The sequence below is a fragment of the Arthrobacter sp. FW306-2-2C-D06B genome, assembly GCF_021789175.1.
Classification (GTDB): Bacteria; Actinomycetota; Actinomycetes; order Actinomycetales; family Micrococcaceae; genus Arthrobacter.
The window spans coordinates 2202868-2222759 of sequence record NZ_CP084560.1 but is presented as its reverse complement, the minus strand read 5'-3'; the positions used below and the strand labels follow the sequence as shown (position 1 = coordinate 2222759).

Here is a 19892-nt window from a genome sequence, read left to right as displayed (position 1 = left end):
CCGGTGGTGTCACCTCCGGACGTCACCGGGCACCCGACCGGTCCCCGGCGGACCGCTGAGCACCGTGGGGATGTACTCGAGCAGCTGGAGTCGACCGTCGAAGGTCCTGTTCTCCACCATCTCAAGCGAGACGTCCGGATAGCCGTCGTAGATCCGCTCCCGCCCGGTGCTGCCCGTGATCACCGGGAAAACGACCACCCGGAATCTATCCACGAGTCCTGCGGTCAGCAACGACCGGCACAGGCTCAGGCTCCCGAGAGTGCTCAACGGCCCGGTCCTGGTCCGCTTCATCTCCGCCACGGCCTGGACCGCGTCCCCCGTGACCAGCTCCGAGTTCGGCCACGTCAAGGGTGCCTGCAGCGTGGACGAAAAGACGACCTTCGGCACGGCAGCAAGGCCGGTCAGGGTGGCGCCCTCATCCTCGGAGAATCCCGAGCCTTGGGCCGCTGCCTCCTCCGACATCCTGGACATCAGCCGGTAGGTTCTCGCCCCGAGAAGGAAGGTGTAGCCCTTCTGCCCCTCCTGATCGAGCCACGCCAGGTATTCCGGCCCTTCCAGGCCCCACCAGCCGGGCCATCCTACGGCGGAGGCATACCCGTCCAAAGATATGATCAGGTCGATCATCAGGTCTGCTGATGCCGCCTGCGCCGCTGTCCCGCCCATGGGCGTCTCCTCGAATTTGATCGATGTCAGTGTCCGCTGGGCCCCGCGGCCAAGGACACCAGGGTCCCGTGGCGGCAATGCTAGCCCTGGAGCGATCAGACGTTCAAGGGGCGGCGGCACGAGCAAATTCGGATGGGCGCTTCCAATCAGCTGAGCGCATGCGGGAATCATGCCGGGTTCCCGTCCGTTCTCTCCGTTGATGACCTGCTTACGCCGGCGGGAACATACACGACAGAAAGTTTGGGGACTGACCATGACGTTGAACGAAACCATTGCCCGTCTCCGGGCCGGACACCTCATGGTCCGCGACGCCCAGGAGTGGGACAAGCTATCCACTGACTTGAGGCGCGCTTACGACAGCAACGACGACGAACTCATTGAACAGCTGCAGCCACAGTTTCTGCAGTCATGGAGGACAGTCACGAGATACGTCCTCCGCGACACTTTCGACGCAGCGGGCATCGCAGTGACCGAACCCAGCCATCCTTGGGGAATCGCAAGACTCACCGCGAACGGAACCAGTTGCGAACCACTACTCTGCCATGCCAACGAAACAGACACGGGAAGGGCAGGGGCCGTCACCAAGAGCGGAGTCCAACTTCTCACTTTCGCGGACACCATGACCAACTACACGGACTGCTTGTCGCGCTTGTTCGATGAGCTGGACTGAGCAACGATTTCCCACTCAAAGGACAAGCACGAGTCAATCCATTGAATTCGTGACTTCCCTACAGGCTCTTGCCTTCCCGTCGCGCTCGCCGAAAAATGGGCCGTGTGGATGTCGATTCCGCGATGTCCTGCCCGCCCTCATGAAAGGGAGCGCACCATGGGAATCATCGTGGTCGACTTGTTCAGCACCCTTGACGGTGTCTACCAGGCGCCCGGCGGACCAGACGAAGATCGCGAGGGCGGCTTCGAGTTCGGCGGCTGGCAGGCACCATACTTCGACAAAGAGTCCGGCGAGGCGATCGGCGCGGGCATCGAACGCCTCGACGCACTTCTCCTCGGCCGGAAGACGTACGACATCTTCGCCGGGTTCTGGCCAACCGCACCGGCCGATGACCCGATCGCGACCCGCTTCAACACCGTGCCGAAATATGTCGCATCACACACACTGACCGACCCCCTTTGGACCGGGACAACGGTGCTGACGGATGTCGCATCCGAGGTCCGTGGGATCCGCGAACGCCATGACGAGACGCACGTCATCGGCAGCGGCGACCTCCTTCAGACCCTCCTCACCGCGGATCTCGTCGACCGGTTGAATCTCTGGCTGTACCCGGTGACCTTCGGCACGGGCAAGCGGATCTTCCGGGACGGTACGATTCCAGCCGCCTTCGCGGTCACCCAGCAGCCCCGGGCCTTCCCGAAGGGCGCGGTTTGGCTCGTCTACGAGCGCGCGGGCGACCTGGTCACGGGCGTCGACATCGAGGCGGAGCGCGCGCAGACATGACAACCGGTGGTGTGGGCGGAAACCCGTGGGTGCTGCACGTTGATCTCGACCAGTTCATCGCAGCGGTCGAAGTGCTCCGGCGGCCGGAGCTTGCGGGCAAACCGATCATTGTCGGAGGTCGCGGCGACCCCACGGAACGGGCTGTGGTGTCGACCGCGTCATACGAAGCCCGGGCGTTCGGCGTGGGTTCCGGAATGCCCTTACGGATTGCGGCGCGGAAAGTGCCCGACGCCGTGATCCTGCCCGTCGATCAGGAGGCCTACCTCATGGCGTCCGAAACGGTGATGGCTACCCTGCGCGCGCAGCCTGGCGCCACGGTGCAGGTGCTGGGTTGGGATGAAGCCTTTGTAGGGGTTGAGACGCAGGATCCGGAAGCCTACGCCCGGCAGGTGCAGGCCGCCGTCCTGGCGCGAACGCAGTTGCATTGCAGCGTCGGCATTGGCGACACCCTGGTCCGGGCCAAGGTCGCCACCGGGTTCGGAAAGCCGGCCGGCGTCTTCCGGCTCACCGCCGGGAATTGGCTCGATGTCATGGGCAACCTGCCCACCAAGGAGCTGTGGGGTGTCGGAAGCAGGGTGTCGGCCCGGCTGGCCAAACTCGGCATCAACACAGTCGCCGAGCTCGCTGCGTCCGACCCCCAGGCCCTGGTCCCTGAATTCGGCCCCAAAATGGGTCCTTGGTACGCGCAGCTCGGACGAGGCGACGGCACCAGCGTAGTGGACGACACCCCCTGGGTTGCCCGCGGGCATAGCCGCGAGACCACCTTCCAGCAGGACCTCAGCGATCCGGCCCAGGTGGAGGACGCTGTACGGGAACTGGCAGCGCATGTCCTCGAGGATGTTGTGGCCGAGGGCAGGCCCGTCGTTGGGCTGACCCTGAAGGTCCGGTACGCGCCGTTCTTGACTACGACCCAGGGGAAGAAGATTCCAGAGACCTTTGATCGGAGCGAAATCCTCGCGCGGGCCTTGGAGCTCGTGGCCGGAATCGAGGCGGGCCGCCCGATCCGACTTCTGGGCCTGCGTGCCGAAATGGCAATGCCGGACGATGCCCGAAAGGGACATACGCCCACGCGCGGCGGCTGGTGAGGCCGTCGTTCACTTCCCTAAGCGGTGCGCACCTACCAACGAGCGTGACCCGGTCAGGCTTTGCTTAGTGTCTAGACCCGGCCCGGCCCTTGCCCTATCGTGGGGGAACCGGGCACAGCCGGCTTGAGTCTCCGCATCGGAGGTACATGGTGGGCATCATCTCTTCTGGATTTCATGGAAGACGGCAGAGCGGAAATCCGGCGTTGCCACCGGGCCAATATGAGACCGGCAGCTTCCCGGTCCTTACCGCCGGCCCCGCTCCCCGGATCCCCACTGACGACTGGGAATTCTTCATCACCACTGAGGCAGGGCAACGCCATGCGTGGTCCTGGGCCGCCTTCATGGCGTTGCCCCAAATGGACATCGAAACGGACATCCACTGCGTGACCAGCTGGTCCAAGCTGGGCACGAGGTGGCGGGGAGTGTCCCTGGATTCTCTTTTTGAGAACGTGGAAACAAACTGCAGGTTCACGATGGCCCATTCCTACGGCGGATACACGACCAATGTCGCGCTCGCGGACCTTCTTGGCGGCCGGGCGTGGGTGGCCTGGGAATTCGACGGCGAACCGCTTGAACGCGCCCACGGCGGACCTGCCCGTCTCCTGGTGCCGCATTTGTACTTTTGGAAGAGCGCAAAATGGATCAACGGCATCGAGCTGACGCAGGATGACGTTCCTGGTTTCTGGGAATCCAACGGCTACCACCTCCACGGCGACCCGTGGCGGGAGGAGCGCTACTCATGAGGTGCGTCGGATGAGCACGCTATGGCGCGTGGCCGACGTCGTCAGCATCATGCCCGAAACGGAAACCGCCAGGACAATAGGGCTGCGGGTGAACGGCCTGAACGGCAACCTCGCCGGACAGCACATCGACATACGCCTCACCGCCGACGACGGGTACTCGGCCGTGCGCTCGTACTCTGTGGCAAGGGCAGGCATGGACGAAACCCTGGAGATTACCGTTGACGAATTGGCCAACGGAGAAGTCTCCCCCTATTTGGTCCGGGAACTGGCGGTCGGGGACCAGTTGGAGATCCGCGGGCCTGTGGGCGGCTGGTTCGTCTGGAAACCGACCGACAAGAACCCCGTTCAGCTAATTGCCGGAGGGTCCGGCATCGTGCCGCTCATGTCCATGATCCGAGCGCACCAGGCATCGGAAAATCCATCGCAGTTCCGGCTGCTCTATTCGCTCAAGTCGCCCGAAGCGGGCTTCTATCGGGAAGAACTCCAAACCTTGGGCCAAGAATCCCACAAGCTCGTCATCGACTACGCCTACACACGGAAGGCGCCGAAGGATTGGCCGACTGCTCCGCAAAGGCTCACGGCGGAAACCCTGCTGGCCAACATCTTGCCGAAGGACCCCACCCCGGACATCTTCATCTGTGGCCAGACCGTCTTCGTGGAAACAGTCGCGGAATGGCTCGTGCGAGCGGAATACCCCGCCGCCTCGATCAAGACCGAGCGCTTCGGCGGAACAGGAGGAACCCGGTGAGTGGCAACAACGGCTCCGATTCCCCGGACGCTACGGATCCGGGCCTCGAGGATCAGGACATCGCCGGACGCGTAGCCAATGCAATACCCCACCTGGACGGAAACGCGGTGGCAGGACCGCTCTGGGAACTGTTCCGCTTCGATATCGTTGCCGCGATCGGACGGTGCAGGCATTGCGGCGCGGTCCGCGCCTTCGGGGAGACGATGGTGTACGTTGACGCTCCGGGAATCGTCGTGCGCTGCGCTTCCTGTGAGGGCGTGCTGCTGCGCCTCGTGGAGACGCCCACACGGTACTGGCTCGATGTGAGCGGACTCAGCTATCTGCAAATCGACCGAGAGGTTTAAGGTTTTGGCCCCGGTGTCCCAGCGTGTGCGTTCGGGATCCGTAAGGATTCACCCGCGACGGCGAGGGCCGGCGTTGGGATGATGGGGTCATGTCACTGCTCCCCGAAGACCACGCAGAACCCCGGGCACGGATTGCAATAGTAGGCGGCACCGGCCTGTACAAGCTGCCCGGGGCCGTCGTGCTCGACACACTGGACATCCCGACCCCGTTCGGTTCTCCCTCCGGTGCCGTGACGGTCGCCAGGCTGGCCGCGCCGGACGGCCCCGGCGGCGGCGACGACGGCCCGGTGGTCGCATTCCTAAGCCGGCACGGCCGCAGGCACAGCGTTGCCCCGCAGCAAATCAACTACCGCGCCAACCTCTGGGCCCTCAGGAGCCTCGGCGTAGAGGCTGTTATCTCCTCCGCGGCCGTGGGCGGATTGGTTTCCAGCCACGGAACCGGCACTTTTGCGGTACCGGATCAGGTCCTGGACAAGACCTGGGGCCGCGCGGACACCTTCTATGACGGCTCGCTGCCCACCGGGGTCCAGCACTTGCCCGCCGCCGAGCCCTTCAGCGCCCCGTTGCGCGCAGCCCTCATCGCGGCCCTGGAGCGCCGGAGCGAAGACTTCGCCGGGGCGGGAACCGTGGCGGTCATCAATGGTCCGCGTTTCTCGACTAAGGCCGAGTCCGCAGCCCTGGTTCAGTCCGGCGCGCAGCTGATCAGCATGACCCAGTACCCGGAGCCGATGCTCGCGGCGGAGTTGAACATGCATTTCGCCGCGCTGGCATTCATTACGGATGCCGACACGGGGCATGACGGTTCCGAACCCGTGACGGCTGAACTGGTTCTGGGCCGACTGGCGGCCGCGCAGCCGCGGATCCTCGCGGTGTTGTCCGACGCGGTGCGGACAGTATCCGCTGGGTTGGCCGGCGCTGAGCCAGCGAACGACGGCGGAATGTGGCGGATGGCGCTCATGCCGCCCGCCGCGGTGGCCACCGTGATGGGAGCCGCCGGCCCGGCCGGCCATGGTACGACACGAACAGGGCCATGAGGATTCTGGTCACCGGCGGAGCCGGCTTCATCGGCAGCCATATCGTCGACGCCGCCGTGGCGCGCGGCTGGGAAGTCCGGATCCTGGACTCATTGGATCCGGCTGTGCACCCGGATCGACCGCCGGGAATTCGCGGCGTGCCCCTGCAGGTGGGCGACGTCGGAGACCCGGCCGCCGTGGCAGCAGCGCTCGCGGGAGTGGACGTCGTCGTGCACCAGAGCGCCAAAGTGGGCCTCGGCGTGGACTTCTCCGATGCTTCGGACTACATCCGCAACAATGACCTGGCCACGGCCGTCCTCCTGGCAGGCATGGCGGCCTCAGGCGTCGACAATCTTGTCCTGGCTTCCTCGATGGTGGTCTACGGTGAGGGCGCTTACACCGATTCAACTGGCAAGCCGGTCCGCCCCGGCCCGCGCCGGGTCGAGGATCTGGAGCACGGAGTCTTTGACCCCCGCGATCCTGCCACCGGTGAGCTGCTGCTCCCGGCGCTGGTCAGCGAAGACGCGGCCATGGATCCGCGGAACGTCTATGCTGCCTCCAAGTTGGCCCAGGAGAACCTGGCTTCCGCGTGGGCGCGCTCAACCGGAGGCACCGCCGTCGCACTCCGGTACCACAACGTCTACGGCCCTCGGATGCCCAAAAACACCCCCTACGCGGGCGTGGCCAGCCTGTTCCGCTCAGCACTTGCACGTGGAGAGGCCGTGCGGGTGTTCGAGGATGGCGGGCAGCGGCGCAGTTTCGTCCATGTCCGGGACGTTGCGGAGGCGAATCTGTCGTCCATTGACGCGTTGGTGGCAGGCCGGATTGCGCACGGCCGGGTGAGTGCGTACAACATCGGCGCCTCGGAGGTCCACACCATTGGACAGATGGCGGCGGTCCTGAGTTCTTTTGCCGGGGCGCCTGACCCTGTGGTCACCGGCGAATTCCGGCTGGGCGACGTCCGGCATATCACCGCCAGCTCGGCGCGGGCCCGGGCCGAGCTGGGTTGGATCCCCAAGCACGGTTTTGAGGACGGAATGCACGAATTCGCCACCGCACCGCTGCGCGGCGATCCAAGCTAGGCCGCCGGAGGGCAAACGTCCCGGTTCCGTAAGGATTTCCGCCTGTCGCGCGGGGCCTGTGGATCCTACGGTCAAAGGGTGGAGAAAGAGCAAAGCGGTTCACGCGGTCCGCACGATGGAATCGGCACGGCCGGCATCCCCAACGGACCGGCTGACGACGACGGCGGTCAACCCGCAGCGCTCGTGGACGTGGTGCTGCCGTGTCTCAACGAGCGTTCGGCCCTTCCCACGGTGCTCGGAGCCTTGCCATCCGGATACCGCGCGATCGTCGTAGACAACGGGTCGACCGACGGCTCCGGTGCCCTGGCCACCAGTCTGGGGGCCACCGTCGTCGTCGAGCCGAGGCGCGGCTTTGGCGCGGCGGCGCATGCCGGATTGCTCGCAGCCACGGCCGAGTTCGTCGCCTTCTGCGATTGCGATGGCTCACTGGACCCCGCCCAACTGGCCCCGATGCTGGACCTCGTCCGCACCGGTCGTGCCGATCTGGTGCTGGGCGCGCGGCGGCCGGCCCGCGGTGCCTGGCCGATCCACGCCCGCCTGGCGAATATGGCCCTGAGCCGGCGGTTGCGCCGGCTCACCGGCATTCCTGTCACGGATCTTGGCCCCCTTCGCCTTGCCCGGCGCAGCGCACTTCTGGGACTGGACCTCAAGGACCGTCGCAGCGGCTACCCGCTGGAGATGTTCCTCAAGGCCCACCGCGACGGCTGGCGCGTGGCTGAGATCCCGGTCGACTATGCGCCCCGCATGGGGAAGTCCAAGGTCACAGGGACACTCCGCGGAACTGTCACGGCCCTCAAAGACATGGCGACGCAATTGGCCGCCGCGTCGCTGCAGACGCCGGAGACAGAGCGCGGCAGGCGAGCCGAACGACCACCGGCCGATACTCAAGGAGCGACGCCGTGAAGCTCACCGTGGCCGTCATTGCCAAACAGTGCGTCCCCGGCAGGGTCAAGACGCGCCTCACTCCCCCGCTCATCCCGGAGCAGGCCGCAGCCCTGGCCCAGACCAGCCTGAGCCAGACGCTGGAGACAGTCCGGTCCCTTCCCGCGGCCAGGCGTTTGCTGGTGTTCGAGGGCACGCCGCAACCAGGGGACGCCGCGGGTTTCGAAGTATTCGCCCAGGGTGCCGGTAGCCTGGACGAGCGGCTGGCGGCCATCTGTGCGCTCGCCGACGGACCGTTGCTGATCCTGGGCATGGACACGCCCCAGCTATGCCGGGACCAGTTGGCCCCGCTGCTGGCTGACTGGGCAACCCCCGCTCCGGCACCGCATCGCGGCGCATGGTTCGGCTCGGCGTCGGACGGCGGCTTCTGGGCGTTGGGCCTGCACAGGCCCGACGGCGGCCTGCTCCGCGGAGTGGAAATGTCCACCCCGCAGACCGGGGCGCAGCAATTGGACCGGCTGGCCCGCGCCGGCGTGGACGTGGGGCTGTTGCCCGTCTTGACGGATGTGGACTATTTCGCCGACGCCCTGGCTGCCGCGCAACAATGCATCGGGACCCCCTTTGCCCGCGCAGTCGAGCGCCTGCGCAGGGGACTGCCGGCGGCGGCCATGCCGCTTGTGGTGCCGTCCGGCGCCGTGCCCACGTGGGGTGCCCTGCGATGAGCATCCAGGCAGTCTCCAAGGGTTCCAGCACCCGGGCTGACTCTTTTTCTGCGGGCACCGACCCGCTTGGCCTCTCTGGACAGGCCCTGTTTGGCCAAGCCCTCTTCGGACAGGGAGGACACGAACCTTATGCCCGTAGCCTGCCCCGCGGCCTGGGCTACCTGACGCTGCGTCCGGAACCTGCCTGCCGCGAAACCATCGGGCCGGTCCACTTCAACATGCTCAGTTGGTCCGGCCCGGCCACGACCGGCGAGCGCGAGCTGCTTCGCACCCTCCGCGGGCCCGTCCTCGACGTCGGCTGCGGCCCCGGCCGGATGCTGGAGGCCGCCCGGGAACTGGGGCTGGCGTCCATGGGCGTCGATTCGAGCGCCGCCGCCGTGCGGCTGGCCACCGACCGTGGGGGCGCGGCGATCCTTGGCTCCATCTTTGACCCCGTCCCGCACGAGGGAAGTTGGGGTTCGGCCCTGTTGCTGGATGGGAACATCGGCATCGGCGGGAACATCCGGTTGCTTCTGGAACGTGTTGCCTCACTGCTGGCCCCGGGCGGTCAAGTGCTGGCAGAGGCCGAAGCCCCGGATCTTCTCGATGTGGCCTATCCGGCGGTGCTGGAAGATTCAGACGGACGCGCCAGCGCAGCCTTTCCTTGGGCCCGCGCCGGCGCGAAAGCGTTAGCTTCCCATGCCGTCCGGGCGGGGCTGAATGCCGTAGCCACCCGGACCGTTCAGGGCCGGGTCTTCCTGACCTTGGAACGGCGGCCGTAAAGCCCGACGGCGACCACGACCGCAGCCGCGGCCACCACCAGGACCACCCAGAAGATCCCCAAGGCCAGCACATAATCCCCCTGTAGGACGGTGCCGTTGGCGCCGCTGCCCGGACCGCTTGGCTGGAGCACCTGCTGGGCACGGATCACCGGGGCTCCCACCAAGGTCACTAGCGCCCCCACCAGCAGTGCGCCACGCACTATCCCCTGTTGAACGGGACCCAGCCCATACGTCAGCCGCGACAATCCGCCGCCGGCCAACGTCGTCAGCGGAACCAGCACGCCGTCGTGCACCAACAACGCCACGGCAAGCCAGGCCGCCACTCCGATCAGCTGGGCGGGTGGCACATTGGCCAGGAATCCGAAGAGCGCATAACCGAGTGCCGCAAGGCCCAGGGCGCCCAACGCCGCCCTCACCCACCAGACGGTCCTGTGTCCCGCCGGCGCCGACGGACGCACCAACGGTGGCTGCATCAGATCACCTCCACTTTGTGCACCCATTTGGTCTGCAGGACCCCCGGGCGACCTGGTGCGATGATCCGCGCCGGATAGCCATGGTCGAGGTCCAGCGGTTCGCCGTTCAGCTCGAGCGCCAGCAGTGTCTGCTCGTCCTGGCTGTATGCGGCGGGCATGAAGGAACGTCCGTAGACGCCACCCTTCTCCATGCTGGAAATCTGCAACTCTGCACCAGAAGGCGCGCCCACCGTTGCCATCAGGTCCCGGATCCGGACGCCGCGCCATTGCGCCCCTTGGCTCCAGCCCTCCACACAGGCGATGGGCAATCCATAACTGTATTGCGGCATGGCCGCCAGCTGTGCCAGCGTGAACGTCCTCTGCACCGATCCCGAAGACACGGTCAGCACCCAGTCAGGGGCCAGCGCAGCGTCCGCCACACCGGCTTGGGCTGCGGTCCTGTTGATGGGTACGCCCTGCGGGCCGGTATCCATGCGGCGCGGCGCGAAGAGGTTCAGGCCCGACAGCCAGGCGAAGGACTGGCCCGCCGTCGTCAAGACGACGACGCCGGTCCCTGCGGTGAGTGCCGCGAGGAACCCCCTGCGGCTCCAGCCGTGCCCGGTTCCACGCTTTACGGCGGCCGGAACCGTTGTGCTGTCCGGCACTGACCCTTCAGTGTTGGCGGCGATGGCGGCCGCGTCCGATCGACGGCTCCAATGGGCCAGGATGAGGGGCATCTTGACAGCGATGTGGAGCGCCAAGGATCCGATGATGACCCAGGCCAGCCAATAGTGGACATCCTTGAAGGAAAACGGCCAGGGGTACCACTGGAAAGTGTTGAGCAATCCGATGGTGACTTCCACCAGTGAAGCGGCCACGAAGAGCGCAATCGAGGCCCTTTCGAATGCATGCACCACCGATTTAAGCGGAGGCCAGCGCAAGAGTTCGGGGTACACGGACCAAAGCTTCGCCGCCAGGAGCGGGATGGAGGCTATCCCGGTGGTGACGTGGATGCCCTGGGTAGCCACGTACAGCCACGCGGGACGGGTGAGGAGAAGCATCCAAGCCGGCGGATCCTGCAGAAGGTGGCTGAACAGTCCGGTCAAGAAGCACACAGTGAAGGCAATGCCGAGCCAACGGCCCAGCACCACTGTCAGCCGTTTGCTGCGCAAGGGCGACGAGACCCGTCCGTTCACCGCTTCCATCCGCTGTTGGAGGAAAGTGGTCAATCTGTCCATACCTAGATCACACCACCAAGACCCGTCCGTCGTCCCGGTCCAGACCTTACGAAAGGCAAACGGTCTCTTGGGTTCATGGCCTACCGGCCCGTGGGTGATGCAGGATCAAAGGGTGAGCGAATCAACACCCCGGCGCGCGCCTGGCACTTCGGCTGCCGTGGCAGCGCTGGCCCTGGTGGCTTTGCTCGCCGTTATCGTCTTGTGGACAGTCACCACCGATCCGTCCGCGGAGTGGGTGTCCCCCCTTGGCACGCTGGCGGCCTGGACCGTCTTCGTCCCGGCGGCACTGGTGGCGCGCCGCATCCCGGCGCGCCACGCGGCCGCCGTCGTCCTCCTGGGGTCCCTGCTGGTGGGAGCCGCAGCTATCGCCGCACCGCCGGCCACCAGCAACGATTCCGCACGGTACGCGTGGGACGGCATCGTCCAGAACGCCGGAATCTCTCCCTATGCCCACGTTCCGGCGGACGAAGCGCTGCGGCCGCTGCGGCCGGCCTGGCTGTTCCAGGACGCCGGCCCGGACGGAAGCTGCCGTAGCAATCCCTTCCCGACGGGTACCGAGACCACCACCAACCTTCCCGGCGGCGGCACCCTGTGCACAGCCATCAACAGGCCCGCCGTGCCCACGGTCTATCCTGCGGTGGCCGAGCTGTATTTCCTGGCGGTGCGACTCGTCCCGGGTTCCGAGGTGGGGTTCATCGCGTTCCAGCTGTCCGGACTCCTGCTCAGCCTCGTCATCACGGTGGCGTTGCTGTCGTTCCTGCGCCGCACCGGGAGGCCCGCGCATCAAGCCGTGTGGTGGGCCTGGTCTCCGCTGGTGGCCTTTGAAGCCATCAACGGTGCACACGTGGACGCATTGGGCGCCGCCCTGGCTTTGGCGGCGGCACTGCTGCTGGTGGGCGGGCGAACCCTGGGTTCCGGGGTGGCCTTCGGCGCGGCGGTGGCCACCAAACTCATCCCGGTCATCAGCGCCCCGGCCCTGCTGTACCGGCGGCCGGTCCGCTTTATCGCCGCGGCCATGGCCACGTTTGCCGTGGCGTACGTGCCGTATGTCCTCGCCAGCGGCTGGGCAGTATTGGGCTATCTGCCCGAATACCTTCGCTCGGAGGGGTACGACGGGCAGGACAGCCCGCGCTTCACCTTGTTGAAGCTGGTACTCCCGGCGAGCTGGGCGGGGCCGGCCTCACTCGTGTTGCTGCTAGCTCTCGCCATTTACGTGTGGCGGACCACCGATGACTCACGGCCATGGGACGGGCAGGTCTTGATGGTCGGAGGAATGCTGCTGATCGTTTCGCCCAGCTACCCCTGGTACGCACTGCTGCTTCTGCCGTTCGTGGTGCTGAGCGATCGCTACGAGTTCACCGCGATCGCGCCCGTGCTGGCCCTGATGTATTTCACCGGCGCCGAACCCTACGGCCCGCTGGCCGCGCGACTCGGGCTGGGCGCCGTCGTCGTGATCCTGGCGGTTGCCACGGTGGCGAGGCGACGGCGGCAACATGCAAACAGGTAGTCGGGCGAGGCGGTGCTGCGCTTCTGGTGTAACCCCAAGCTGGTCCACTAGCCCTGCTCCGGCAGATCCTTGTTTGTTGCCGTCGACGCGGCCTCCGGCATCTCTTCGCCCCAGCGGGCAGACCCGAGCCGGCGGATGACGGTCACCAGCTTGTCGCGTAGGTCCTCCACGCCCGTTTCGACGCCGGGAGCCAGATTCCGGGCAAGCGTACGTGCCTGGGCAAGGGCCGTTTTGCCCAACTCGGAAACTGCCACGCGCTGCGAGCGCCCGTCCAAGCGATTTCGTTCCCGGGTAATGTGCCCGTGCGCCTCGAGCCTCGAAAGTGTCTGTCCCATGGTTTGCGCCTGCACCCGGACTTTGGCTGAAAGCCGGGCCTGCACCATGGACCCTTCCGCGTCGAGAACTTCCAGCGCTATGACCCCCGCATGGGTCAGGCCCAGGACGGCAAGCTCCTCATTCCAGGCATGCTCGACCAATCGCGCTGCCGTTGAGAGCAACCGTGGAGTCGTCCAGTCGTTTAAGTCCGGCATGTTCCCACCATAGTAAGCCTGCTTCCTAAATGCGCGATGCCTCGGCGCAATGGGTGGACCCATGACCATGTTCGGCTGGCACATTATGCTCGGCATATGACGCCGGATCGCTACCTTACTGAGCTAGCCAGCAGCCTGGACCACCTCAGCGTCCTGGCTCGCCAGCCCGAGGACATTCTGACTCGACCCGTGCCGGCCTGTCCGGGCTGGACGCTTAAGGATCTCTTCGGGCATCTTGGGTCAATCGAACGCTGGGCGGCCGAAATAGTCGTTTCGGGCTAGCTCGTCGAGGCACCGCCACCGCCGGCCACCGGAGCCGTCACGTGGTTCCTCGAAGGCGCGGACGCCTTTCTCGGGACAATGTCGGCGCTCGATCCCGAAGAACCGTGCTGGAACTTCGGCCCACCGCCGCGCAAAGCCGGTTTCTGGCGCCAGCGCCAGGCGCATGAACACGCCGTCCACCTCATCGACGCGTGCCAAGCTTCAGGGGTGGCGGTCCCAGCTTTCGCGGCTGACTTCATGCTCGACGGAATAGACGAAATCCTGACAATGTTCACCCCGCGACAACTTCGGCTGGGACGGATGCCGGAGCCGGAAGGGGCGGTGACCTTCCGGGTACCCGGGACCCGTAGCTGGAGGGTCGGCCAAGGGGCAGCCGATGCCTCGATTACCGCCCCGCTGCAGGGGATGTACGTTGGTCTCTGGGGACGCTCCAATCTCGCGGAAACAGCATTCATCGAAGGCGACAAAGCCCTTGCGGTCCACGTTCTTCAAGGCCCCCTCACCCCCTGACCTGCCCGGCATACTGCCTCGCTGGATTCCGACGCCGGAACGGACAAATCCCATCGGGTACCTCCGCGGCTACGAAGCAATGGCAGAGAGCAGGTCCAAAGGTAACCATGAGTGTTCAGCAAGCAAGCGTCCCCACGCAGCAGCGGCGACAGCGACGTGTTCACGCCGGAGCCCGATCTGGCCAGGCTGGCGGTCATTGTCCCTCACACCCGGCTGGCGACAATCCCGCACTGCGGCCACTTTGCCCACATCGAGCATCCCGATCGAGTGCAACAGCTGCTCGACGAACTGTGGTGCCGGTGAAGTGTTGCCCCTACTTCAGCAGGTGCACGAGCGTCGTTTCAGTGTCGGCGGGATCGGGTGTCGGATCTCCATAGATCTCCCAGGAGTGACCGGCAGATTCCCTATGATTCGCAGCCATCCACTTCTCGATCGCCTTGTATGCCTCGTCCATGCGGTGGTACGGCCCACGGTGGACCGCTATGGCAGCCTGGCCCGCGGGGGTTTCGGTTGCGTAGACCTCGCCCGCCGTTTCAAAGGTGCGGGTGACTTCTACGCCGAAGTCGCACAGAAGGGGCGCATCGGGTTGGTTCGGGTGGTGGTAGACGAAGATGTTGTGGCCGTCCGTCCACAGACCCGGTTGACCGCGAATGAAGTCCCAGACCTTGCCCACCGCAGGCCCCCATGCCGAGCCGACTTCGCCCGGCGCGAGCTCGCGGCGGACGGCGGCCAGCATGCGCGGGCGAACAGTCTGTAGGTTGACGGGGACCGACATGCCCGGACCGGGTCTTCAGCTAGTACTTATCCGCGGAGTCCACGGATTCCCCCACGGTGACTTCAGGAGCCACACTGGGATCGCCGCCGACCGAACCGATGAACGCCTGGATCTCGGGATCACCGAAGAATTTCTGGAATGCCTCTGTCGATTCCCATTCATCGACCACGAGGACAAACCCGTCGCCGATCGCGAACTGATGGTGGATCGCGCCCGCCGCCCGGCCGCGCTCGCCCCACTTGCGATACTCGTCGGCGCGCTCCTCGAGCGACTTGGCGAACACACTCGTGTCACCGGAAATCTTGGCTGCAGTGATGACGGACATTTGACCTCCTATGGCCTCAACCCAGCTCGTGGCAGCCGGGCACACAACGATGCGCCTGAACGGTCTGACACCTGAAAGACCATACTCACTCCACCCGGTTACCGCCCGAGTGGCCACTACTTGTCATTTGCCGGGTTCGTCGGTGAGTTCTCTAGTTACTGAGCCCGGATAGGATTTCCGGGTAGCCAGCTTCCCCAACGGTCCTGAAAGATTCGCACCGCATGCCGCACCTTGATCCCGCCCTCCCGCTCCACACCTTGCCGCAGATGCTCCTGGACGTTGCCGCCGTCGAGCGCAATATCGGGATCAAAGAGGCCTGGGCGCGGGAGCACGGCATGGTGCTGGCCCCGCACATCAAGACCACCATGACCCGCGAGATTGTCCGCCGGCAATTGCCCGGATCCTGGGGCGTGACCGTGGCGACCACCGCGCAGGCCGCCCACGCCATCGAGTGGGGTGCCACCCGGATCCTCATCGTGAACGAGGTGCTGTTCCGCGGCCACCTTGAGCAGTTGCGTGCATGGCTGGCGGCCTCGCCGGAACTGGAGATCTACTGCCTGGCTGATTCGGCGGCGGGCGTCCGGGCCATGGCGGAGGTGTTCGAGGACTCGCCCCGGCGGCTGAACGTCATGATCGACGTCGGAACCCCCCGCGGCCGCACCGGGATCCGCAGCGGCCCCGAGGCCGGGCCGTTGGCCGAGGAGATCCGTGTGGCGAGAGGGCTGCTGCTGGCCGGCGTCAGCGCCTACGAGGGCGTCGCACCGAACACCCGGACGGATGAAAACCTGGCCGGAATCGATTCGCACTGCCGCTTGGCCCGCGATGTCTTCGATGAACTGCACCCCGCTTTCGAGGTGGAGCTGCCGGTCTTCAGCAACGGCGGCTCTGCGTTTCAGGATCGTGCGGCCGCGTTCCTGCCCAACAGCGCCTCCGCCAACGTGCTCCGTTCAGGCTGCTACGTGGTGCACGATCACGGCACCTACCAGGGCGTCTCGCCAGTCCCCGGCCTCACTGCGGCAGTCGTAGTGCGGGCGCTTGTCATCTCCGCCCCCGAAGCCGGGCGCGTGGTCCTGAACGCGGGCAAGCGCGAGTTGGCGTACGACGCCGGTATGCCCGTGATCGTTTCCCGGTACCGTGACGGGGCCCTCCTGTCTGCCGGCGCCGGCGCCACGCTGACTCGACTCTTCGACCACCATGCCATCGTGGAGGACGCCGACGGCCTGCAGGTCGGCGACGTCGTGGACCTTGGCATCTCCCACCCCTGCTCGGTGTTCGACCGCTGGCGCGAGGTTGTCGCAGTCAGCGACGACGCGGTCGAGACCTGGCGGCCCAGCTTCTAACCCGGCGTCGAACGTAACCGTTTCGGCATGACTACCAGGACTGCCAGTACGTGCCCAGCTCCAAGATGCGAGGCGTCGGCCGCCAATCGAACCACCCCTCGATCAGCGCTGCCACCACCTGGGCAATGATGTCCGCAACCATTTCATCGCCTCCCAGGAAGTAGTCGTTACGGGGACCGCGGGCCGGCAATCAAATGGGGACGGCGAAATGTCGGTAGAGACTTTTGAAGCGAGCGTACCTATTCCGTGGACACAAACGATTAAAAGAGTGAGGACAATACCGAGCTAACCCTCGCGAAGGCTGCGTGACAACGGCGCGCCGTACAACCCGGGAAAGAACACATCAATGACACTCACTGCCGAGGCCATTCAGACACTGGAAGAGATCGCCGTCCGCTTCAGCCCCGACGGCGCCCCGTTGGCCGTCCGATATGACGGCGGCATCTGGGCCGTGGATCCCGACGCCGGCGCCGCGCACTGGTTCGGGCGCGGAAGCGGGCGGGATGGCAGCGACCCGGCCGCCACAGACAGCGAACACCTCGAATCCGTTGAAAACTGGCGGTTACAGGCTCGCCTCAACTCAGCCTCCGCATTGCTCACATTCCATCTGCAGCGGAGTCCGGGATCCGCGAGCTGGTTCCTGGCCGACATCACCGACGCGTCCGGCCGGGTCCCCGTCAGTGCAGTCGCTGCTGCCAGTCGGCCGGGACGCGTGAGGCTGGGCCCGGAACGGTTTGATCAAGCGGGTGATGCGCCGGCGGTTCAAGTTCCGGACCGGCGAAAAATGCGGAGTCGGGATAGTTGAAGAACCAGTCCTCGCCCGGTTCGAAGCTGCGGATGACCGGGTGGCCGCTGGATTGTGCATGGGCTGTGGCGTGTTGCCCCGGCGAGTTGTCGCAGCAACCGATGTGCCCGCACTGGGCGCACCGCCGCAGGTGGAGCCACCAGCCACCGTTGGTCTCGCATTCGACGCAACCAGGTCCGCTGGGTGGAATCGAAACGTCGATTCCATGATTTGCATTCATGTGGCTTTCCCTCGTATTGGAGTGCCTTTGGACCACCCACTACTTTACGCCCCCGGCTATTTCACGCCGAAGGAATGTTGACCTCGTCGTGAGTGCGGCCAGCGGGCCGGATCCGCCTCCAGCGCGGTCCGGTCCCAACGTCCTGTCTCCGCGGCCGCCTCGTAGGTCGACTGCAGGAACCGCAACAGCATCTTGTCGGGGTCCGGGGCAGTGCGGACGTTCTCATACGGGAGGAGGTACAGCCTGCCGTCACTGTTGTAGGCGGCACCATCGGCGTCGGTGACATATTCGGCGTAGCCGGCGGGCTCGGGGTAGCAGTAGGCATAGAAGGCTCCTTCGTCCCCTCCCCCGGGCCAAAACCCGCAGCTGCTTAGCTCGTGGGAGTAACCCTCCACCATCACCCAGTCGGCGCAGTTCGGGATTCCCCCGGGGTGGGTGGGCGCGTCCCGTCCGGAGAAGCGGGAGTACGCGAGGTCCATGCCTCCCCAGAAGAAGTGCACAGGGCTGGCCTTGCCCCTGAAACGGGATCTGAATTCGTTCAGGACGCGGTCCGACTGGACCAATTGCCGCCAAAACAGCCCGATGGCCTCCGGGTCGTAGGAGGCGTGCTGATGGTCCTCGGCGAACGGGATGGCCGGGTCCACCTCGTTCGGAATGCCGCGGATAGACGCCTCGATACCGAGCCGGCCCAATGCTTCGAATACCTCGGAGTGGAATTCGGCCACCGACTTGGCTCCGAGAATGACGAATGCTGAGGTTCCATTGCTGGAGCGTATATGGAGCCGGTGTTCAAGGAAATCGAATTCGATGTCGTAGGCACCGCGGGCATACGGGATCATTGATGTCGTCAGCCCGCGCGGCGTGACGTAAAGCGTCACCTGCCACCAGTGGTTAAGCATCGGGGCGTGCGCCATGCGGATTTTTCCGACGATCTGGGTCCACATGTGCACGGTCTCCCGGGTCGGGGTCCAATCATCAACCCGAAGCCGTGGCCATCCAGGGTGAGCCATCTGACAATTCTGCCACCTTAGCGCCAGAACCGCCGGGGTCGCCGTCCCGACGTCGGAGGCGCGTAGGCTCGGCACTATGACAATCAACGCTTCATCCGACCGTGTCCGACGACTGGGCGGCTGGCTACCCGAGCGGCAAGACGACCTTGAGGAATGGATTGCCGGCCACCGGGAACGAGTGGAGGCGCGGGGCGAAGAAGCTGCTCTGCATCCCGTGATCGTGGAGTTCAAGGAACTGATCGCCAGCGATCCGGTTGTCCGCCTTTACATGACGGAGATGATCGAGCAGGTTCCTAAATCGAAGCCCTACCGCAAACGGCATCTTACGAGCGTTGACCAGATGCTTCGGCTCATCAACGAGGTCCTGACGACTGCCCCCGAATTCAGCGAAGGCGGCATGGTCACCACGCCGTTGACAGCGATCCTCGATTGGACCATGGGAACCGAGGCCGGGTTCGCGGCTCACCGCGATCCCCGGATCATCGCGATGTTCCGCAAAATACTGAATGCTTGGTCCGAGTTCCTGAGCAGCGAGGACTCGCTTTACGTACTCAACGACTCGCCGTCCGGGTGGATGTCGGAGAATGCGCGGCAAGTTGTCGGGATGGACGACTATGAACACGATCCCCTTGCCGAGCACTGGGGCTTCACGTCGTGGAACGATTTCTTCACCCGCCGACTCACTTCGACCTCCAGACCGGTCGCTGCACCCGATGACGACAAAATCATCGTCAGCGCCTGCGAGTCGACCCCATACAAAATAAGCTCCGATGTTCAACGCCAGAGCCGGTTCTGGGTCAAGAACCAGCCCTACTCCCTCGAGGACCTGCTCGCGCGAGACGAGGCGGTGGATCACTTTGTGGGCGGAACTGTGTACCAGGCGTTCCTGAGCGCGCTCAATTATCACCGGTGGCACGCTCCCGTCGCCGGAACGATCGTGCGGGCCTACGTCAAGGACGGCACGTACTTCTCCGAGGCAGACTCCGAGGGGGCCGACGCCGTCGAGCCGATCCTCTCCCAGTCATATCTGGCCCATGTCGCTGCCCGCGCGATCATCCTGATCCAGGCCGACGACCCCGTCATCGGTCTCATGGCGGTGATCCCGGTAGGCATGGTCGAAGTCTCATCCTGCGTCATCGATCCGGAGATCGTCCCGGGCCACCACGTGAACAAGGGAGACGAGCTGGGGTACTTCCAGTTCGGCGGGTCGACCGAGTGCCTCGTCTTCCGACCCGGTGTTATCGACCAGTTCGCTCTCACCGCCATCCCCCAACCGCAGGATCCGAACGCACCCCTCGTGCGGGTCCGATCGAAGCTTGCTACGGCTAGAGCTGAGGAGAACGCATGATTGAAACGGAGAGCTCCCCGACGGCAACGACGCCATACGCTGGTATTGCTCTTC

Annotated in this window: 24 protein-coding genes and 1 pseudogene; 17 read left to right on the top strand and 8 right to left on the bottom strand. The window is 65.4% G+C overall.

Features of this window, described 5'->3' with window-relative positions; translation table 11 throughout:
• Nucleotides 1–9: 9 nt before the first annotated feature.
• On the bottom strand, nucleotides 10–663 hold the full coding sequence (locus tag LFT47_RS10365; protein ID WP_236818059.1) for a dihydrofolate reductase family protein: 654 nt from the start codon (nucleotides 661–663) through the stop codon (nucleotides 10–12).
• A 253-nt stretch (nucleotides 664–916) separates the two neighbouring features.
• Between LFT47_RS10365 and LFT47_RS10360 the strand changes: the two genes are divergently transcribed.
• The 11 genes from LFT47_RS10360 to LFT47_RS10310 all read left to right on the top strand — a co-directional run bounded on the left by LFT47_RS10360 (nucleotide 917) and on the right by LFT47_RS10310 (nucleotide 9496).
• Entirely contained in the window at nucleotides 917–1333 is a 417-nt protein-coding gene (locus LFT47_RS10360) for a hypothetical protein (RefSeq protein WP_236818057.1), read from the top strand.
• A 156-nt stretch (nucleotides 1334–1489) separates the two neighbouring features.
• On the top strand, nucleotides 1490–2116 hold the full coding sequence (locus LFT47_RS10355) for a dihydrofolate reductase family protein (protein ID WP_236818050.1): 627 nt from the start codon (nucleotides 1490–1492) through the stop codon (nucleotides 2114–2116).
• On the top strand, nucleotides 2113–3201 hold the full coding sequence (locus LFT47_RS10350; protein ID WP_236818048.1) for a DNA polymerase IV: 1089 nt from the start codon (nucleotides 2113–2115) through the stop codon (nucleotides 3199–3201). Before LFT47_RS10355 ends, LFT47_RS10350 begins: the two co-directional genes overlap by 4 nt.
• Nucleotides 3202–3347: 146 nt before the next feature.
• Nucleotides 3348–3944, top strand: a complete 597-nt coding sequence (locus tag LFT47_RS10345; protein WP_442863452.1) for a sulfite oxidase-like oxidoreductase — start codon at nucleotides 3348–3350, stop codon at nucleotides 3942–3944.
• Between the two features lie 10 nt (nucleotides 3945–3954).
• A complete protein-coding gene (locus tag LFT47_RS10340) occupies nucleotides 3955–4692 on the top strand; it encodes an FAD-binding oxidoreductase (RefSeq protein ID WP_236818027.1) in 738 nt (245 codons plus the stop codon).
• Nucleotides 4689–5036, top strand: coding sequence for a DUF6510 family protein (locus tag LFT47_RS10335; RefSeq protein WP_236818020.1), 348 nt, complete (start codon nucleotides 4689–4691; stop codon nucleotides 5034–5036). The genes LFT47_RS10340 and LFT47_RS10335 overlap by 4 nt, the downstream gene beginning before the upstream one ends.
• An 89-nt stretch (nucleotides 5037–5125) precedes the next feature.
• Nucleotides 5126–6070 carry an MTAP family purine nucleoside phosphorylase gene (locus LFT47_RS10330; RefSeq protein WP_236818018.1) on the top strand — a complete coding sequence of 315 codons (945 nt, stop codon included), beginning with the start codon at nucleotides 5126–5128 and terminating at the stop codon, nucleotides 6068–6070.
• Entirely contained in the window at nucleotides 6067–7131 is a 1065-nt protein-coding gene (locus LFT47_RS10325; protein ID WP_236818016.1) for an NAD-dependent epimerase/dehydratase family protein, read from the top strand. Before LFT47_RS10330 ends, LFT47_RS10325 begins: the two co-directional genes overlap by 4 nt.
• A 78-nt stretch (nucleotides 7132–7209) precedes the next feature.
• Nucleotides 7210–8034, top strand: a complete 825-nt coding sequence (locus LFT47_RS10320; RefSeq protein WP_336885438.1) for a glycosyltransferase family 2 protein — start codon at nucleotides 7210–7212, stop codon at nucleotides 8032–8034.
• Complete coding sequence (locus tag LFT47_RS10315) at nucleotides 8031–8735, top strand: TIGR04282 family arsenosugar biosynthesis glycosyltransferase (RefSeq protein ID WP_236818014.1); 705 nt, start codon at nucleotides 8031–8033, stop codon at nucleotides 8733–8735. The genes LFT47_RS10320 and LFT47_RS10315 overlap by 4 nt, the downstream gene beginning before the upstream one ends.
• Nucleotides 8732–9496, top strand: a complete 765-nt coding sequence (locus LFT47_RS10310) for a class I SAM-dependent methyltransferase (RefSeq protein WP_236818012.1) — start codon at nucleotides 8732–8734, stop codon at nucleotides 9494–9496. Before LFT47_RS10315 ends, LFT47_RS10310 begins: the two co-directional genes overlap by 4 nt.
• Here LFT47_RS10310 and LFT47_RS10305 read toward each other — a convergent pair.
• Both LFT47_RS10305 and LFT47_RS10300 read right to left on the bottom strand, forming a co-directional pair.
• Nucleotides 9457–9969 (bottom strand): hypothetical protein, encoded by a 513-nt coding sequence (locus tag LFT47_RS10305; RefSeq protein ID WP_236818010.1) that lies wholly within the window; start codon nucleotides 9967–9969, stop codon nucleotides 9457–9459. The genes LFT47_RS10310 and LFT47_RS10305 overlap by 40 nt on opposite strands.
• Nucleotides 9969–11186, bottom strand: a complete 1218-nt coding sequence (locus LFT47_RS10300) for a molybdopterin-dependent oxidoreductase (protein ID WP_236818008.1) — start codon at nucleotides 11184–11186, stop codon at nucleotides 9969–9971. The genes LFT47_RS10305 and LFT47_RS10300 overlap by 1 nt, the downstream gene beginning before the upstream one ends.
• Before the next feature lie 112 nt (nucleotides 11187–11298).
• Between LFT47_RS10300 and LFT47_RS10295 the strand changes: the two genes are divergently transcribed.
• Nucleotides 11299–12693: a glycosyltransferase 87 family protein gene (locus LFT47_RS10295; RefSeq protein ID WP_236818006.1), complete on the top strand. Its 1395-nt coding sequence runs from the start codon at nucleotides 11299–11301 to the stop codon at nucleotides 12691–12693.
• Nucleotides 12694–12740: 47 nt separating this feature from the next.
• On the opposite strand, the gene LFT47_RS10290 is transcribed toward LFT47_RS10295, so the two are convergent.
• Nucleotides 12741–13223, bottom strand: a complete 483-nt coding sequence (locus LFT47_RS10290; protein WP_236817998.1) for a MarR family winged helix-turn-helix transcriptional regulator — start codon at nucleotides 13221–13223, stop codon at nucleotides 12741–12743.
• A 96-nt stretch (nucleotides 13224–13319) separates the two neighbouring features.
• Between LFT47_RS10290 and LFT47_RS21510 the strand changes: the two genes are divergently transcribed.
• The 3 genes and pseudogenes from LFT47_RS21510 (at nucleotide 13320) to LFT47_RS10275 (ending at nucleotide 14318) form a co-directional block, all read left to right on the top strand.
• Nucleotides 13320–13505 carry a maleylpyruvate isomerase N-terminal domain-containing protein gene (locus tag LFT47_RS21510; protein ID WP_236817990.1) on the top strand — a complete coding sequence of 62 codons (186 nt, stop codon included), beginning with the start codon at nucleotides 13320–13322 and terminating at the stop codon, nucleotides 13503–13505.
• A gap of 66 nt (nucleotides 13506–13571) precedes the next feature.
• Nucleotides 13572–14015 (top strand): annotated as a pseudogene (locus LFT47_RS21505) (maleylpyruvate isomerase family mycothiol-dependent enzyme); the annotation flags it as partial.
• 111 nt (nucleotides 14016–14126) lie between these two features.
• Nucleotides 14127–14318 carry an alpha/beta fold hydrolase gene (locus LFT47_RS10275; RefSeq protein WP_236817988.1) on the top strand — a complete coding sequence of 64 codons (192 nt, stop codon included), beginning with the start codon at nucleotides 14127–14129 and terminating at the stop codon, nucleotides 14316–14318.
• Nucleotides 14319–14328: 10 nt separating this feature from the next.
• Here LFT47_RS10275 and LFT47_RS10270 read toward each other — a convergent pair whose 3' ends face one another.
• Both LFT47_RS10270 and LFT47_RS10265 read right to left on the bottom strand, forming a co-directional pair.
• Nucleotides 14329–14790, bottom strand: coding sequence for a GyrI-like domain-containing protein (locus tag LFT47_RS10270; RefSeq protein WP_236817986.1), 462 nt, complete (start codon nucleotides 14788–14790; stop codon nucleotides 14329–14331).
• Nucleotides 14791–14809: 19 nt separating this feature from the next.
• Nucleotides 14810–15115: a hypothetical protein gene (locus tag LFT47_RS10265; protein WP_236817984.1), complete on the bottom strand. Its 306-nt coding sequence runs from the start codon at nucleotides 15113–15115 to the stop codon at nucleotides 14810–14812.
• 221 nt (nucleotides 15116–15336) lie between these two features.
• Here LFT47_RS10265 and LFT47_RS10260 point away from each other — a divergent pair, with 221 nt between their 5' ends.
• On the top strand, nucleotides 15337–16455 hold the full coding sequence (locus LFT47_RS10260; protein WP_236817982.1) for an alanine racemase: 1119 nt from the start codon (nucleotides 15337–15339) through the stop codon (nucleotides 16453–16455).
• A 677-nt stretch (nucleotides 16456–17132) separates the two neighbouring features.
• On the opposite strand, the gene LFT47_RS10255 is transcribed toward LFT47_RS10260, so the two are convergent.
• Together LFT47_RS10255 and LFT47_RS10250 are read right to left on the bottom strand one after the other, a co-directional pair.
• Nucleotides 17133–17480, bottom strand: a complete 348-nt coding sequence (locus tag LFT47_RS10255; RefSeq protein WP_236817980.1) for a UBP-type zinc finger domain-containing protein — start codon at nucleotides 17478–17480, stop codon at nucleotides 17133–17135.
• A 56-nt stretch (nucleotides 17481–17536) separates the two neighbouring features.
• Entirely contained in the window at nucleotides 17537–18490 is a 954-nt protein-coding gene (locus LFT47_RS10250; protein ID WP_236817977.1) for a DUF5996 family protein, read from the bottom strand.
• Between the two features lie 76 nt (nucleotides 18491–18566).
• On the opposite strand from LFT47_RS10250, the gene LFT47_RS10245 reads away from it, so the two are divergent.
• Entirely contained in the window at nucleotides 18567–19838 is a 1272-nt protein-coding gene (locus LFT47_RS10245) for a phosphatidylserine decarboxylase family protein (RefSeq protein ID WP_236817975.1), read from the top strand.
• Nucleotides 19839–19892: the final 54 nt, after the last annotated feature.

Bases quoted from the DNA above. Each gene is read 5' to 3' on its own strand.
- LFT47_RS10365 (WP_236818059.1), bottom strand. From the start codon at position 663: ATGGGCGGGACAGCGGCGCAGGCGGCATCAGCAGACCTGATGATCGAC.
- LFT47_RS10360 (WP_236818057.1), top strand. From the start codon at position 917: ATGACGTTGAACGAAACCATTGCCCGTCTCCGGGCCGGACACCTCATG.
- LFT47_RS10355 (WP_236818050.1), top strand. From the start codon at position 1,490: ATGGGAATCATCGTGGTCGACTTGTTCAGCACCCTTGACGGTGTCTAC.
- LFT47_RS10350 (WP_236818048.1), top strand. From the start codon at position 2,113: ATGACAACCGGTGGTGTGGGCGGAAACCCGTGGGTGCTGCACGTTGAT.
- LFT47_RS10345 (WP_442863452.1), top strand. From the start codon at position 3,348: ATGGTGGGCATCATCTCTTCTGGATTTCATGGAAGACGGCAGAGCGGA.
- LFT47_RS10340 (WP_236818027.1), top strand. From the start codon at position 3,955: ATGAGCACGCTATGGCGCGTGGCCGACGTCGTCAGCATCATGCCCGAA.
- LFT47_RS10330 (WP_236818018.1), top strand. From the start codon at position 5,126: ATGTCACTGCTCCCCGAAGACCACGCAGAACCCCGGGCACGGATTGCA.
- LFT47_RS10325 (WP_236818016.1), top strand. From the start codon at position 6,067: ATGAGGATTCTGGTCACCGGCGGAGCCGGCTTCATCGGCAGCCATATC.
- LFT47_RS10310 (WP_236818012.1), top strand. From the start codon at position 8,732: ATGAGCATCCAGGCAGTCTCCAAGGGTTCCAGCACCCGGGCTGACTCT.
- LFT47_RS10305 (WP_236818010.1), bottom strand. From the start codon at position 9,969: ATGCAGCCACCGTTGGTGCGTCCGTCGGCGCCGGCGGGACACAGGACC.
- LFT47_RS10300 (WP_236818008.1), bottom strand. From the start codon at position 11,186: ATGGACAGATTGACCACTTTCCTCCAACAGCGGATGGAAGCGGTGAAC.
- LFT47_RS10290 (WP_236817998.1), bottom strand. From the start codon at position 13,223: ATGCCGGACTTAAACGACTGGACGACTCCACGGTTGCTCTCAACGGCA.
- LFT47_RS21510 (WP_236817990.1), top strand. From the start codon at position 13,320: ATGACGCCGGATCGCTACCTTACTGAGCTAGCCAGCAGCCTGGACCAC.
- LFT47_RS10270 (WP_236817986.1), bottom strand. From the start codon at position 14,790: ATGTCGGTCCCCGTCAACCTACAGACTGTTCGCCCGCGCATGCTGGCC.
- LFT47_RS10265 (WP_236817984.1), bottom strand. From the start codon at position 15,115: ATGTCCGTCATCACTGCAGCCAAGATTTCCGGTGACACGAGTGTGTTC.
- LFT47_RS10260 (WP_236817982.1), top strand. From the start codon at position 15,337: ATGCCGCACCTTGATCCCGCCCTCCCGCTCCACACCTTGCCGCAGATG.
- LFT47_RS10255 (WP_236817980.1), bottom strand. From the start codon at position 17,480: ATGAATGCAAATCATGGAATCGACGTTTCGATTCCACCCAGCGGACCT.
- LFT47_RS10250 (WP_236817977.1), bottom strand. From the start codon at position 18,490: ATGGCTCACCCTGGATGGCCACGGCTTCGGGTTGATGATTGGACCCCG.
- LFT47_RS10245 (WP_236817975.1), top strand. From the start codon at position 18,567: ATGACAATCAACGCTTCATCCGACCGTGTCCGACGACTGGGCGGCTGG.